Annotated in this window: 8 protein-coding genes; 7 read left to right on the top strand and 1 reads right to left on the bottom strand. The window is 43.2% G+C overall.

Translation table 11 applies throughout. The features are described 5' to 3' along the window. The first annotated feature begins 89 nt into the window (after positions 1–89). Complete coding sequence (locus tag EOD41_RS20745; RefSeq protein ID WP_164849928.1) at positions 90–263, top strand: hypothetical protein; 174 nt, start codon at positions 90–92, stop codon at positions 261–263. 12 nt (positions 264–275) lie between these two features. Here EOD41_RS20745 and EOD41_RS11915 read toward each other — a convergent pair whose 3' ends face one another. Further along, positions 276–2,729 carry an AsmA family protein gene (locus EOD41_RS11915; protein WP_127705117.1) on the bottom strand — a complete coding sequence of 818 codons (2,454 nt, stop codon included), beginning with the start codon at positions 2,727–2,729 and terminating at the stop codon, positions 276–278. Positions 2,730–3,462: 733 nt separating this feature from the next. On the opposite strand from EOD41_RS11915, the gene EOD41_RS11910 reads away from it, so the two are divergent. The 6 genes from EOD41_RS11910 (at position 3,463) to EOD41_RS11890 (ending at position 15,799) form a co-directional block, all read left to right on the top strand. Further along, complete coding sequence (locus EOD41_RS11910; RefSeq protein ID WP_127705115.1) at positions 3,463–3,690, top strand: sugar phosphate isomerase family; 228 nt, start codon at positions 3,463–3,465, stop codon at positions 3,688–3,690. Then, positions 3,675–3,800 carry a hypothetical protein gene (locus EOD41_RS21255; RefSeq protein WP_164849927.1) on the top strand — a complete coding sequence of 42 codons (126 nt, stop codon included), beginning with the start codon at positions 3,675–3,677 and terminating at the stop codon, positions 3,798–3,800. The genes EOD41_RS11910 and EOD41_RS21255 overlap by 16 nt, the downstream gene beginning before the upstream one ends. 391 nt (positions 3,801–4,191) lie before the next feature. Further along, a complete protein-coding gene (locus EOD41_RS11900; RefSeq protein ID WP_127705113.1) occupies positions 4,192–11,277 on the top strand; it encodes an IPT/TIG domain-containing protein in 7,086 nt (2,361 codons plus the stop codon). After that, positions 11,274–11,960: a hypothetical protein gene (locus tag EOD41_RS11895; protein ID WP_127705111.1), complete on the top strand. Its 687-nt coding sequence runs from the start codon at positions 11,274–11,276 to the stop codon at positions 11,958–11,960. Before EOD41_RS11900 ends, EOD41_RS11895 begins: the two co-directional genes overlap by 4 nt. Positions 11,961–12,130: 170 nt before the next feature. Then, positions 12,131–12,268, top strand: coding sequence for a MoaF-related domain-containing protein (locus tag EOD41_RS21250; protein WP_394342467.1), 138 nt, complete (start codon positions 12,131–12,133; stop codon positions 12,266–12,268). A gap of 435 nt (positions 12,269–12,703) precedes the next feature. Further along, a complete protein-coding gene (locus EOD41_RS11890; RefSeq protein WP_127705109.1) occupies positions 12,704–15,799 on the top strand; it encodes a SusC/RagA family TonB-linked outer membrane protein in 3,096 nt (1,031 codons plus the stop codon). The last annotated feature ends 19 nt before the right edge of the window (positions 15,800–15,818 follow it).

The following is a 15,818-nucleotide window of genomic DNA, read 5'->3' as shown; positions in this document are numbered from 1 at the left end:
TATGCAGCCCATTAGCGCTGTAACCCTGTAAACGGTAACCGCTAAAAATTTATGCCTAAACCATTTCGCGTAACCCTTGTTAACAACATATGAATAAATTTTTCAGGGCAATTATTGCAGCCTGGGGTGCAAAAAAGTTAGGCGGTGGTTGTTTGTCAACTATAGTAATTTTTGTATTGATTTATGTAGCTTTAGGTAAGTGCAGCAATTCGCGTGCTGCTGAAATGCCTGCAAAACGTCATAATGTTATTGTAGCAAAATAACTAGACATACTGTTATTTCGCCTTTTCTTTATCTTTCTTTTTGTTGCGGCCCAATTTGATTTTAATACCGCCGTCTTCATCGTCAACAGCCAAAAGGTGTACTACTATTCCCTTCATGCGTTTTTTCTTCAGTTCTTCTTTGTCAGTTATCTTGTAATCGTCTTTCGGGTTGCGCAGCGGAACGGCCAGTTCTATATTGGTGCCTTGGGTTAACGAGTAAACCCCGGCCACGTCCATATTCAGTACGCTCGAACTTATTTGCATGGGATGTATGGTAATCAGGTTTCCGCGCATGTCAAACCTGCCGTTTAGGTTGTTAAAGGTGATGTTGTTCAGGTCGCGGAAGGGGAAAGCGAATTTGCCGACTTTACGTATCGGGTCAAAATTAAGCAATGCGCCTTTCTGCAAGTCAAAAGTAACTACCCCGTTTACCGACCGTGGCACCAAATCGCCGGTATTGCTTATACGCCCGGTTACATTGGCTGTTGATGAAAAGTTGCCACGCAGGTTTTTTGAGGTAAGGCTTTTCAAACCAAAGTTATCAAACGCGTAAAAAAACTGGCTGATGTTTACATGGTTAACCAAGCTATTCAATGTAAAGGTATTATGGCTGCTGTTTTGTGCCAGTTTGCCGCTTAGTTTGATACCGCCACCTGCATGACGAAGGTTAATGTTCTTTATGATAATACTATTATCACGAAGAAATAAATTAGCGATACCGTTTGTGGCCAAAAATTTACGGTAATAAATCTTATCGGCTTTTAAGTGTATTTCTGCACCGCCTTTTTCAAACACATCGCTAAGCTGGTCGGCGTAATTTATTTTGGCAGACTTACGCGGCGAGCGTTTTACACTTGCACGGGCATTAAGTAACCCTAAAAATTCACCCAGCCTAACTTCCGGGCTATAGATATTCCAAACCAGGTTGATCTTTTCGGGTGAGTTGTAATACAAATTCAAAAAATTACTTACCCGGCCATCCATGCGCACAATGCTTCGCCCGCTTTGCAATTGTATGTTACGCAGTATCAGGTCGTCTTTCACAAAATTAAGTGTAAACGATGTGTTGTTGAACTGAAGGTTGCGTGGCACATATTTCACTTCCGCGCCGCTGATGCTTATGGTACCGGCCAGCATGGGTTTGTTGATCTGGTAATCTACAATATCGGCCTTATAACGCAGGTTCAGGTTAGCGTTGCCCTTGCCGAACTTCAGCGGATCACCGCCCAGCGAGTTGTTGAGCTTAGCTACCGGAAATGCCGACTTGAACGTTCCCAACGCTATGGGGTTATAAAAGTTGATAATTATGGTTGTATCGGCTGTAAAAGGCATTTGCTGGTAGCTGCCTTTCAACCTGAATAGTTTGATGGCCGAATTTTCATCGCCGTTTTCTTTACCTTTTTGATAATTGTTGGTAAACATCCCGTCGAAATCACAGCTATCTATACGCCCGCCCGGACTGATTAGGACATTGTTGCGCACCTGGCAGGCCACATCAATTTTAGGGTCGCCGCCGCCACCAAAGTTACCATCTATAACGGCCTGCACCTTAAGCGGTTTTTTCAGGTTAAACATGTTCATTTTAGCGGTAATGTTTGGCGCGAGTATAGCCGACGCGTTTCTCCAAAGTAATTCATCAGCTTTTATATTGATGGTAAACGCAACCGGTTCATCCTTTGTGCGGAATGCAGCACTAATAGTAAAATCGTCATCACCAATTTTTAGATTATTTGGTTGTACATTTATTACACCATTACTTCCGTGATAGCTAACATCAAAAATACCCTTTAACTGCTTGTCTTTTAGAAAGCTGCCCTTTCGGGTGTTAAATGCCATACTTTTTACGCGGGTATCTAAATCAAACTTTCCCTGCCAGTCGTCTCCCTCGTAATTAACTTTTCCACGCAATGTGTTTACATCGAACTGAAAATTTTTATAAGCTTTTTGATTGTCCATCGTAAAACTCACCTTATTCATATTTATACGCTTAATAGTGGTCAAAGCGCTATCATCTCCCTTATCGCGTTGTTGCTGTGGGGCGGTATTGTTTTTTTTGAAAACAGCTGTATTACTGTAGCCTGTACTGTCGGTATATAAATACACCGAAGCATTATTGATAGACACCCGGTTAATGTCCACATGCCCCGTAAGCATACCCAGGGCATTCACCGAAACATCAACATCGCCGGCTTGTAAAAGCGTGTGGTGATGCATATTCCATTTATCATCCTTCAGTGCCACTTTTTTTAGTGACAGGGCAATGTCCGGAAAATCAGCAAGCAGGGTAGGTTCCATATCGCCTATAACGAGTGTTCCGTTCAGGCTTTTGTTAAGCGTTTCGGTAACCAGTGCCAGTACTTTCTTTTTGTTATAACTCACATAACCGGCCAGGGCTATAAACACAATTAGTATCAGCGCTATAATACCTGCAAGTATTTTAAGTGTATGTTTTATCCATCTTGGCATATCACAGTATCTTGAGGCAAAGGCTGTGCCATCTATTGGCCAAGATCCGGCGGCAAAAATTCTTGGTTAAATAGCAGTATTTCACTTTAACCTTAAGTGCATCCGTGGGCACGGTGTGTAAGTAAAGTTTGAGTTTATATTGTACTGTTGGGGTTAACCTATGATTCGTAATGAAAGGAGCTTGCGTTTAATTTAGCAAAGCCAATGACGATGTAATTACGGGAAGCAGCGGCACAAATATAAAAGGTTAAAGAACTCTAAAATTGAGCAATTCGGGCAATTTGAATTGCCAGCAGAAAAACAAGACGCCGTAAAGGGAGGCCAACCTACGCATAACACTGTAGGTGGGAATCAAAAGGCAAGTAAAAATCAGATGCTGTCAGCAATATGGTGGCGGCACCCGTTGCGCCGAGAACTCGATAATTGCCGGGAGGTGATTGTTTGGACAGTGACATATCTTTATGCCCCGGCGTTTATGCCAGGGCATTTTTTTACAAAACAGACCATTACGAAGCGGAATATTCCGCATATAGTATGTATCGATATAGGGGAGAGGATGTTGCACTGCTATGTAAATTGTAAGTAATTGTTATGTATTTCGTAAGTATTACTTATGTAAATTATAAGTAGTTAGTATTAGGATTGATGAGCCGAATGTGGTCTGGCAAACCTAATTGTTTACATTCACGCTGTAAGTGATTTTAAACTGGAAGCTGCTAAGGCAGCTTTTACATTGATCGAACCGTGGCAGATTATTGGGCTGGGCGCGGGCAGCACGGTCGCGTATTTGGTGAACCTGATTGAGGGGGATGAGGGACTGGCAAAATCGGTTACGCGGGTGCCCTCATCTTTTAAAACGGGCGACTATATCCGGCAGCGGGGTTTGATGCAAACGACAGCTGTTTTGCTCAGCCGGATCGACTGTATTTTGATGGCTGCGATCAGTTGGATTATGAGCTGAACGCGCTGAAAAGCGGCGGCGAGGTCCATACTGCTGAAGAAATTCTGGCTTCGATGGCCGGGCGGTTTATGCTCATGGGGGATGAACGTATGAGTATATTAGCATATTAAAAACTGGTTGCACTTTCTATTAGTGGCAAAGTTCTGTTAGTCAATGTGTTGAATTTGTTGTTTGTTTTTGTTACTCATTTGTTACTGGAATCGAATAACTATTGATTTCCAGTATAAATTTACTTCTGTATCGGCAAATAGCAGCGCAAAATAATCACCTCACTATAGTTGTGTCGTTTATTCGATGTTTTTAGTGGTGCGTGCTTTTAAGTAATTTTTACCCTTTTAAATTACCGAAAAGCGGTTATGTAACCTATGCGAGATGAAGCCGTTCTGATTATCTCAAATACTTTTATGCCACAGGTTAACTTACAACCTGTTTTTAGCATTTAATTAAGTTTCTTTATATTTATACGCCCATAAATAAGGTGCGAAGCCTGAACCTATAATAATGACTAAACTTTTATTCTGTACTGCGCTGATTTTTGTTTTTCTTAAAGTGAACATATTTGCGCAAAAGCCCAATATAAGCTACCCAAATTCACTAACCTTTTACGTAAGCAAGCCTGTTTCCCCTGTTAAAGTAACTAATACAGGCGGCATTATACCAGCCAAGTTATACCCCCAAATCAGCAATGTTTTACCAACGGAAGCGTATTTGGATAACTTCATCCGGCTACCATCAGGTGATATGTATGGCATTGGCTTGTATGCAGTACTGCGCATAAAGACAGATGGATCTACAAGCATTGTAGCCGGAGGTTCCGAAAGCGGTTACGCCGATGGTGCCGGTGCTAAGGCAAGATTCAGTACGTTGAACGGCATTGCAAACGATGCGGCTGGCAACCTGTATGTAACAGAAACCAATTACAGAGATTTTGCGAATTCAAGAGTGCGGAAAATAACACCGGAAGGTGTTGTCACCACTATTGCCAGCGGCCTGCGTGCACCTACTGGTATTGCAGCAGACAAAGATGGGATGCTTTATGTAGCGGAAAGCGGACGGATTATACGTATTACAAGGGATGGAACAATATCGTTACTGGCCGGTAGGTATGGTGAGGGTTCAATCAACGGCACAGGAGCCGAGGCATCATTCTATGCAGCAGAATCATTGGCTGTTGACAAAGATGGTAACGTCTATGTTGCAGATTCGGGAAATAACCTCATTAGAAAAATTACCCCGTTTGGTGTTGTAACGACCCTGGCCGGATCTAAAAAAGCGGCTAGTATTGATGGTAAAGGAACCGGTGCTTCATTCTATACCCCAAGAGTTGTAAAAGTTGATTCTAAAGGGCGGTTGATTGTGATTGAATCAGAAGATGTATTGCGGATCGTGTATCCTGATGGTGACGTTCATACCATAGCAAAACCTTATTACAATGACCAGGGAACACCAATTGATGCAGACTTTATAAAAGCAGTTTTTGATCAAAATGACCAAATCATTACATATGCCTACACGGCGTATTATGGCCGTGGCTTTTATAAAATGCTCACAACCGGATACGCTGTTACCCCGGCTTTGCCCGCCGGATTGAAACTTGCCGCGGACGGTACCATTAGCGGTACGCCAGCAGAAACCGCAATTGGCCGAAGCTATAAGATTACCGCATCAAATGAATATGGCATGAGTTCAGCGGTGATCAATCTGGAGGTAACTACTTCTGATGATGCGCCGGTAATTCAGTCATTTTCTCCCGTATCTTCTTACCCCGGAGATATCATTACCATAACTGGAAAATACTTTACCGGTACAACCGAAGTGACCATCGGAGGGAAATCGGCGGAATTTTATCTGCAAACAGCTACAAAGTTAACTGCATATGTGCCTCAAGGCGCCGCCAGCGGTGAAGTTACGGTTACTAACGCATATGGTAAAGCCAAGACCGGTGGTTTTACCATCATTCCACCCCCTAGCGTTACATCCTTTTACCCTTTGTCCGGATGGTCCGGTTCTAAAATAACTATTAACGGGACTGGCTTTGCCAACGCGCAGTATGTTTCGTTTGCTGGTACTTATGCTGATTTTAAAATAATTTCTTCTACCCAAATTGAAGCTACCGTCAGCGGTGGCGGGACGGGGAGTGTATATGTTTTTGCTCCAAGTGGCGTAGGCGAACTATCCGGCTTTACCTATATCAGTAAGCCGGAAATCACAAATGTATCACCTGCAAATGCAGGTGCGGGTGTTACAGTGACGATTAATGGCAGTAATTTTAGTGATGCTACATCAGTCAAATTCGGCGGTAAAGAAGCCGCTTCATTTAAAATAATCTCAACAACTCAACTTACAGCAGTGGTAGCACCCAACTCAGGTGATGGTGTAACCGTAACAACAAAGGCTGGAACGGGGGCATACAGTTATTTTACGTTTGTTAAACCACCGGTCATCAGTCAGGTTTCGCCAATGAAAGGCTCTGTTAATTCGCCATTATATATTTATGGTGAGCGTCTTAACGGAGCAAAAGTAAGTATTGGTGGCGCTCCCGCTATAATTACTTATGGTAATGAGTATCAGATTTATGCAAATGTAGGTCCCGGTTCCGTATCCGGAGATTTGATCGTAACTACATCGGGTGGAACGGCAATATATCCGGGATTCATTGTAGTGCCGTCTCCTCAAATCAGTTCTTTTTCACCAAGTACCGGCGCTGCAGGTGATAAGATAACAATATCCGGAGTTAACTTAACTGATGTTGACAGGGTTTTATTTGGAGGCGTAGACGCTACATTTAAAGTAATATCAGCAACTACTATAGAAGCTACCCTTGGGTATGGCAGCAGCGGTTATGTCAGCGTGCAATCTGAAGGTGGTACAGCAAGCTTACCTGGGTTTACTCATTCGGGGCCGGCTATCACATCGTTTTCTCCAACCAATGCGGGCATCGGGCAAACAGTTATTATAAAGGGATTAAACTTTGCAGGTGCTACCGGAGTAGATTTTGGGGGTGTTCCGGCAACCTCATTTACCGTGATTTCACCTACAGAAATTCAAGCAATAGTAGGTAACGGACGCATGGGCTATGTTAGTGTAACCACCCCTTCGGGTAAATCATTCGCACCGGGATTTGTACACGAAGGTCCTTATATTAATTACTACGATCGTAATTATGCAGGGCCGCTGTTAAATACGCCCATCACCATAAGCGGATACAATTTTACAGGTACTACATCCGTCACTTTTGGCGGTAAACCGGCGACTTCATTTACAGTGATTTCCGCAACCACCATTATGGCCACTCCGACAGAGGGAAGTTCAGGTGATATTGTGGTCACAACTCCACTGGGCAGTGATAAGCAACCCGGATTTATATGGGTGTCAGAACCAACTGTCAGCGCTATTTCGCCGAATGCGCAAAGTGCAGGAAAGGAAGTCATCATAACCGGAACCAATTTTATTGGTGTAACAGGTGTCACGTTTGGCAAAACGCCCGCATCCTATTTTTACGCAACTTCACCAACCACAATAAGGGCATTTGTAGGACAGGGAGCCAGCGGCGACGTAGTTGTTTCTACGGTAGGCGGTACGGCCGGTATTGCCGGGTTTACTTATACCAGTCCTAATATAACGTCTATAGAGCCGGCCATAGCGGCGACAGGACAAACAATAACTATTAATGGCGAAAATCTTGAAGGGATAAAATCTGTATCGTTCGGCGGCACTGAGGCTTCTTCATTTAAAATAATTTCAGCAAAGAAGATAGAAGCCGTTATAGGTAATGGTTCAAGTGGAAACGTAATAGTCAATGGTTCTGACGGGTATGCGGTTCAATCTGGCTTTACATTTTTAAACCAGCCGTATATTTACGGTATCACTCCTGAAAATGGAGGAGAAGGAACCATAATTCGGATCAGCGGAACCAATTTGCTTACAACATCAGAAGTGACATTGGGAATGACACCGGCTACAATTTTAACAGTTGAAAATAATCTTGTTACTGTAAAAGCAGGCACAGGTTCTACCGGGAAACTTACGCTGAAAACCATTGCGGGTGTTGCCGAAATTAACGGCTTCACATGGTATCCGGCCCCGGCAATCCTGTCCGCCACCCCTATGGCAGCCAATGCCGAAACAACGGTTACTATCACAGGGAAAAATCTTACAGATATTACCGAGGTAAAGTTTGGCAAACACAATGTAAACTTTACTATTGTTTCTGCTACAACTATTACGGCGCAGCCGATATATGCTGCTTCAGGAGACATTGAAGTTATTGGGCCGGGTGGTACGGCCAATCTGCCTGGCTTTATGTTTATACCGGAGCCCGTTATAAAATCTTTTACCAAAACCGGCGACGGGCAGGATGCAACCGTCACCATATTAGGCACAAATTTCACTCAAGTAGCTGGTGTGAGTTTTGGAGGCGTAAACGTGAAATCATTTCAGGTTACAGCCGATACCATAATTACGGCAAAGCCCGGCAATGGCGCAACCGGCCTGATATCGGTTAAGGCAGCCGGAGGAACTGCAACATTTCGCGGGTATCTGTATAACGAGCCGCCGGCTGTCCTGTCTTTCAGCCCAGCTTCGGGTCCTTCCGGTAGTACAGTAATTATCAATGGTGATCATTTTAACCCCGATCCCGACAAAAACATTGTCTATTTCGGCCCTTTGAAAGCGATGGTTAAAAATGCAACCAAGACACGCCTGGAAGTTATTGTACAGGGCGGTGGTACAAATCAGTTCACAGTTACCAATACAGCGACGCGTTTAACGGCGATATCAAACTTGCCTTTTATGGTGACCAACACCAGCGGAAAGGTGAGCTTTTCAAATAAAACCGAAGTTGCGTTTAACTCGTATCCTATTAGTTATGTGTTTAATGATTTTGATGATGATGGAAATATAGATATGCTGATTGTGGATGGTGATTCCGTGCGCATCCTGAAATACGGCAATGATAAAGCCTTGTCAAAATCTTCATTCTTAGAAAAAATCGAATTGGAAAACGGCAGGCAAATACTTTCGGCAGTAGTTGGAGATATAGACGGCGATGGGAAAAAAGATATATTGCTGGGTGCAACACCAAGTGTCGTTCTTTTACAAAATACATCAGTAGGAAAAACCTTATCTTTTAAACAAAAGACACTCGAGTATCTGGATGGACAAGACGGATTAAGACAATTACGGGATATGGACATGGATGGCCGCCCCGACCTTGTAGCAGGTGTTGGTGCGCCGTTGTTTTATCCGAATACCAGCACAGGAACCGATATATCATTCGGGCCATATGTTTATCTGCCAATATCAGGAGGGGGTAATTCCATTGCAATAACCGATTTTAATGGTGATAATAAACCGGATGCGATCAGAAATAGTTCATACGGCGCCTCAGAATTGTTTAAAAATGAATCTGTACCAGGAAGCCTTGCGGCTTTTGACTTTGTGCACACTTCTCTCAGCCATTCCGGTTATAACCTGGAGCCGGACTATTTGATAGCTGCCGATCTTGACGGAGATGGCAAACCGGACCTGTTGGAAGGAAACACTTGGGATAGCTACTCCCTGATCTCACGTAACATCTCAGAAAGCGGGGCTTTGGATCAATCCTCGTTCGGCGGTACGCAAAAATTAAATAACGGAGCGTTGATACCTCCTTTATTTGCTACTGACATGGATGGTGACGGTAAGATTGATCTGTTATCGTCAAATTATAAGGGGGTTAATTTTTACCGGAATCAGTCTACTTCAGGCAATATTGCGATGGCATCACCTTTATCTATTGTAGGTAAAATATCTAACGATGATCCGTACAAAACCTCTGCAAGCGATATTGATGGCGACGGGCGAACAGACCTGATTTTTTCAGATGTGAAAAATAAAAAATTAGTTATTGCGCATAATGGCCCGGCTATTTCACCTCAAATTATATCGGCAAACCCTTTAACTGCCGGCAAAGGGGCTGAAATCACTATTGTTGGTAAACACTTTGACGGTACCTCTCTGGTTACATTTGGCAGCAAGCCAGCCGCATCATTCAAGGTAATATCCGCCGACACGATCATCGCGGTAGTGGGCGAAGGCTCCAGCGGACTAATTGCGATTGCAACACCAAATGGCAATGCGTCATTGCCAAGTTTTACATTTGTTAAGGCGCCGCTTATTGCCGCAGCCATGCCTGCGGCGGATGCCAGCGGTTCTATTACCATAACCGGCGAGCATTTTACAGGCGTTACCGATGTGGTCATCGGAAACGTCAAAGCATTATCCTTTGATGTTAAGTCAGACAAGGAAATCGTTGCTGCCTTCACCGGTGTAAAGGGAGACTTGTCTGTTAAAAGCCTCGGGGGAACAGGTATATTAGCTGATGTAACAATCATTATAAACCTTAAATTGACCTTTGCCGAATTACCGGCAGTTACTTATGGTGATAGTGACCTTGAACTATCAGCAACCAGCAACAACCCTGATTTTCCGATCACTTATAAGGTTGACAATCCCGGAATAGTTACGGTAGTAAACAATAAGTTGCATATTGTGAGTGCCGGTACGGCCACTATAACAGCGTCACAGGCCGGTGATGCGCTTTATCACACGGCATCCGAGGTGAAACAGATGTTGGTTGTTAACAAGAAAAAACTGGAGGTAACAGCCGTCAGCCAAACGCGGACATTCGGTAAACCAAATCCCGATTTAACTTTGACGTATGCAGGCTTTATTGCCGGAGAGGATGAGTTTGGTTTGCAAAAGCGGCCGGTAGCAACCGTTATAGCTGATCAACAATCGCCGGCAGGCTTATATGAAATACGTGTAAGTAACGGTGACGACAAAAATTATTTCTTTAGCTACACCAGTGGTATTTTACGTGTTACCCCGGCTGCTGATAATTTTAAGGTAGCTGTTGCCAGTGTCACTTGTAAAGATGAAAATAATGGGTCAATAACAATAACAGCTAACCATCAGGCTGAATACGTAGCGCTTTTGACCGGCAACCATATCAACGAGAACCACGAATTCAACAGCACTGCCGTTATCAGCAATTTATCGCCGGGCACATATCGGGTTTGTATTCGTGATAAGTCGCTGAGTGATTACAGCCAATGCTTCGAGGTGGTGGTTACTGAGCCCGGAGATCTGTCAGTTTATAGCATGGTTGATGCAAAATCGGCCCGATTGAATTTGGCATTAAGTGGGGGCCACACATATTATATCGACCTTAATGGAACGCGGTATACCACAACAAGCAGCGATATAGCCCTGCCCTTAAAAAACTTTACTGTAAATAAGTTATCTGTCAGCACAGAGAAACAATGCCAGGGCAGTATTGAACGTTCTATCGATTTGTCAGGCAATACAATTCCATATCCCAATCCGGTTCAGGATGTATTGCATATAGATCTTGGCAGTTATGAAGTTGAAAAAGCTGTTGTTAACATATACAGTATCAGCAGCGGTGCACAGCAGTTGTCAACTGTATTTGAAAACCGGTTTGGAGTGATAGACGTCGACATGTCAAACTTGGGTACCGGAACGTATGTGGTTCATTTAATAATTGGTGATAAAAAATTCATTTATAAAGTAATTAAGCAATGAAAAAGGGTTTGTACACTATACTAACTGTCCTCATTATAGTTGGTTGCGGTAAAGGAAAAAAAAATGAAGCCTCGGTGGCGCCCGGCAAAGCTGAATTGAAATCACCCGCTAATAACGAAGTGTGTGAACAGGGAGACGTTATTTCAAATACCGAAAGTAAAATTACGTTGATATGGGCCGCTGCATCCAATACAGACAGCTATGAAGTAAACGTAAAAAACTTAAAGGACGGTACAACAACTTCTGCTAAAACAACAGATACTAAAGTACAATTGACGCTATCCAGAAATACACCCTTTTCATGGTCGGTAACATCAAGGGCTTCCGGCAATGCGGCCACAGCGACAAGCAATATCTGGAAGTTTTATAACTCCGGTCCGTCAGTCGTAAACTATGCACCTTTTCCCGCGGAAATTGTTTCTCCTGAAATGAACGAGAAAGTAAACGCTGCAAATGCAAAAGTTACCCTGGTATGGACCGGAAAAGACGTTGACAATGACATTAGTCACTATGACTTATATTGGAGCGAATCAACGTCACCGGCCTTATTTAAAAGCAATATAACGCAAAATCAGTTTGATGTTGACGTAACTACTGCCAAAACTTACTATTGGCAAATTATTACGCATGATAAAAGCGGCAATACCTCTGTTTCGGGTGTTTTTTCATTTGTTGTTAAATAATTAAAATAACAAGAATTAAGCGGATTGAGGTTGATGGCAACGTCCGGAATGTTTATGCATTGTTAATATAACAAGTTAGGTCAAGCACGAGGGCAGTGTTATTAAAAGCTCTGTTCGTTATTATCAATTTGCCATCATATCCTTTAAGTTGAGCAGGTGGATTACAACACGTGGCCTCGCCTGGACACAGTGCGACCGTCACCAATATTGAAGATCATGCGAACGGTATATTGTTTAGCAATGCTACACTGCCAGATGGGAGCTTCTATAAGATGAAGGGAATCATCACTCCTTTAAAAGCTAAGTAATTTTTCGAATATACTGACTGACGCGTATCAACAGTTGCCGGAAAGTGATGCCCCAAGTGCCTACCCGTACAAGATCTAACCGTTGTGTATTAAAACTGTATCAAACCCGTTCATCGGTATATAGGGCGACAGTAGGCTATTATTTACATAGGTGAGCTATGCCGACTGTGACCAGCGGCAAGCATATCACTACCCGACTAATACTGCTATCAGAATTAATAAATTGTTGCTAAACCAGTTTAGTTTACGTAGGTTTGATATACAATTATAAACTGCCGTATTTCTTCCCCCATTTTTTCGGCATGGTCTTGTTTTAATATATTTATTGTCAGTTTTTTACGTAAAAAATATCTGCCTATGAAAGATTTGTTCGTGTAAAACTTATATCTCCGGCGGCACAAAAACCGCCATTTAAACCAATTATACCATCTAATTATGAAGAAATTTACAAAATTATTTTGTTGGAGGGCTGTATTATTCAGCCAAGTCCTGCTTTTTTGTACATGCCTGTGTGGCTATGCACAAAACGTATTGATTACCGGTACTATAAGTGACGCAATAACAGGTGAAACTCTTGTTGGGGCAACGGTGCAGGTTAAAGGTACTACCACGGGCGTTGCCACTGATATTAATGGAAAATTCAGGTTATCGGTTACGCAGGGTGCTGTACTGGAAATCAAAAGCATTGGTTATACATCGCAATCAGTCACCGTTTTATCTGAACAGGCGCTGGTGATAAAGCTGCAACCTGAAAACAGTGTGCTTACCGAAGTATTGGTGGTAGGGTATGCCACCCAAAAAAAGGCTGATCTTACCGGTGCGGTATCAAGTATTAAAAGCAGCGATATTGCCAATCTGCCTGTCGGCGGGGCCGATCAGATATTGCAAGGCAAGGCTGCAGGCGTAACCGTCACCCAGTCAACAGGTGCGCCCGGAGATGGAATCAATGTTCGTATTCGGGGTATTGGTACCATTAATGATAACAATCCTTTATATGTTATTGATGGTATCCCAACAAAGGATGGTATAAATCAGATATCTCCTAATGATATTGAAACGATAAGTGTACTTAAAGACGCTTCATCGGCCGCAATTTATGGTGCAAGGGCTTCAAACGGGGTAGTAATTATTACCACCAAAAAAGGTAAAAGCGGTAAACCCAAGGTAAACATTAACGCTTATACAGGCGTACAAACCTCCCAGCATTTAATTAAGATGGCTAACACAAGCCAGTATGTTACTGCTTATAATATTGCAGCTGCTGCAGATGGACGAACTCCTATTCCGCAGGATGTTATTGATGGGCTGCCCGATGTTGACTGGCAGAATGAGGTATTAAGACCGGCACCGATAAGTAATGCCCAGGCTTCAATAAGCGGCGGTAGCGAGAATACAACATATATTATATCAGCAAATTATTTCACGCAAAACGGGTTGATCAAAAATTCCTCGTTTAACCGGCTCAATTTGCGCACAAGCATAAACAGTGAATTGTCAAGATATGTTAGCGTAGGTACCAACATCAACCTCGGATATGCCAAGAACCGCCAGGTTGGAACATCAGGTGATGGTTTTGGTGCTGGTAATCCTGGGGCAAGTGTTCTCCGGTATGCGTTGTTCCGTACACCGGCTACACCCATTCGCAATGCCAACGGACAATTTGTTGATATTCCTGAGCATCCGGAGTATTTTGGCGATGGCCTCAATCCGGTGGGCTTTGCCGATAATTATAACCGGAATTTTTATGATTATTCGGTATTGGGAAATGTCTTTCTCGAAGTTCGGCCTGTAAAGAACCTAAAACTAAGGAGTGACTTCGGTACCAACTTTTTGATTACTGATTATAAGCAGTTTTTTGCAACCTGGGGTATCGACCGCTTTTTGAATACTCCCAATAGTTTAGCCCAGTCAAACACCAATCAGTTTGATTATAACTGGACAAATACTGCCATATATGACCTGACGCTTGAGAAACACGTATTCAATTTTTTAGCCGGTACTGAGATTATAAAAAGTGAAATCCGTATGTTAGGCGCTTCCCGTACCTTGTTTTCTGATCAGGGCGAAGTATTTCAGTATCTTGATAACGGTTTAGGTATCCAGCAAAACGGGGGTAACCAAACGCACTGGGCGCTGCTGTCGTTTTTTGGGCGGGTTAATTATACCTATAATAGTAAGTACCTGGCTACATTTAATTTCAGGCGCGATGGTTCATCAAGGCTTGGCCCATCCAACCGCTATGGCAATTTTTACGGTGGTTCGGTAGGCTGGCGTATTGATCAGGAAGAATTTATGAAAGATGCAGGTCCTGTAAGCGCCTTGAAACTAAGGGCAGGCATAGGGCAGTTGGGTAACCAAGAGATAGGCAATTTTAGTTATGCCACGCTGGTAAATACATCGGGCTATTATCCCTTCGGCGGAACCGGCAATGCGGGTTATTCCATAAATACATTAGGTAACCCAAATGTACGCTGGGAAACCAGTACACAAACTGATGTTGGTATTGATCTTGGTTTATTTGATAATGCCTTAAATATAACCGCCGATTACTACGTTAAAAACACATCGGGTATGCTTTTACAGCCGGCGCAACCATCCAGTACCGGAGGTGCCGCGAGCGCTTTTGTCAATGCCGGTAAAATGCGCAATCATGGTTTTGAGTTCGAGCTTAACTACCGAAGCCCTGCTAAACAAAAATTCAGGTATGAACTAATAGGTAATCTTACCACTAACAAGAACGAGGTAACTTCTCTTGCCGGTGGTTCACCCCTTGTTGGCGGCCGTATTGATAATAATTATTACGCTACCCGTACCGCTGTAGGGCACCCGGTAGGATCATTTTATCTATTACAGCAGGAGGGGATATTTCAAAATGAACAGGAAGTATTTACCCATGCTTATCAGGGGCCGGGTATTCAGCCGGGTGACGTAAAATTTAAAGATATCAGTGGTCCGGACGGTACGCCGGATGGGGTAATAGATGAATTTGACCGTACTTATGCCGGCAGCCCGATACCTAAACTTACTTATGGTTTAACGGCTAACCTTTCGTATGGTGGGTTCAATCTAAGCCTGTTCTTCCAGGGTGTTCACGGTAATAGTTTGTATAACCAGGTTAATACAGACATTGAGGGCTTTTACCGGGCTTTTAATATTACCGAGAGGGTAGCCACGCAAAGTTGGAGCGGCGAAGGCTCTACTAATGAGTTTCCCCGCTTGTCATGGAATGGCGCAACAAACAATAAACGGCCTTCAACCCGGTTCCTGGAAAGTGGCTCGTACCTGCGTTTAAAAAATGTACAACTCGGTTATTCTTTTAACGACCGTTTGATGAAAAGCATCCGGTTATCCTCTGTAAGAGTATTTGTAAGCGCGCAGAATGTATTCACGATTACCAAATACACCGGCATTGATCCTGAGATATATACCAACAGCAATTCGCTGGGAGATGGTGTAAGGGCGGTGGGTATAGATTGGGGAACTTATCCATCAGCACGCACAATTACTGTTGGTATTAACGCGAATTTTTAATCAATAATCAGTATGATCA

The sequence above is a fragment of the Mucilaginibacter limnophilus genome (genome assembly GCF_004005815.1).
In the GTDB taxonomy this organism is placed as follows: domain Bacteria; phylum Bacteroidota; class Bacteroidia; order Sphingobacteriales; family Sphingobacteriaceae; genus Mucilaginibacter; species Mucilaginibacter limnophilus.
This window is presented reverse-complemented; position numbering and strand designations above follow the sequence as displayed.

Coding starts and splice junctions, on each gene's coding strand:
- EOD41_RS20745 (WP_164849928.1), top strand. CDS start 90: ATGAATAAATTTTTCAGGGCAATTATTGCAGCCTGGGGTGCAAAAAAG.
- EOD41_RS11915 (WP_127705117.1), bottom strand. CDS start 2,729: ATGCCAAGATGGATAAAACATACACTTAAAATACTTGCAGGTATTATA.
- EOD41_RS11900 (WP_127705113.1), top strand. CDS start 4,192: ATGACTAAACTTTTATTCTGTACTGCGCTGATTTTTGTTTTTCTTAAA.
- EOD41_RS11895 (WP_127705111.1), top strand. CDS start 11,274: ATGAAAAAGGGTTTGTACACTATACTAACTGTCCTCATTATAGTTGGT.
- EOD41_RS11890 (WP_127705109.1), top strand. CDS start 12,704: ATGAAGAAATTTACAAAATTATTTTGTTGGAGGGCTGTATTATTCAGC.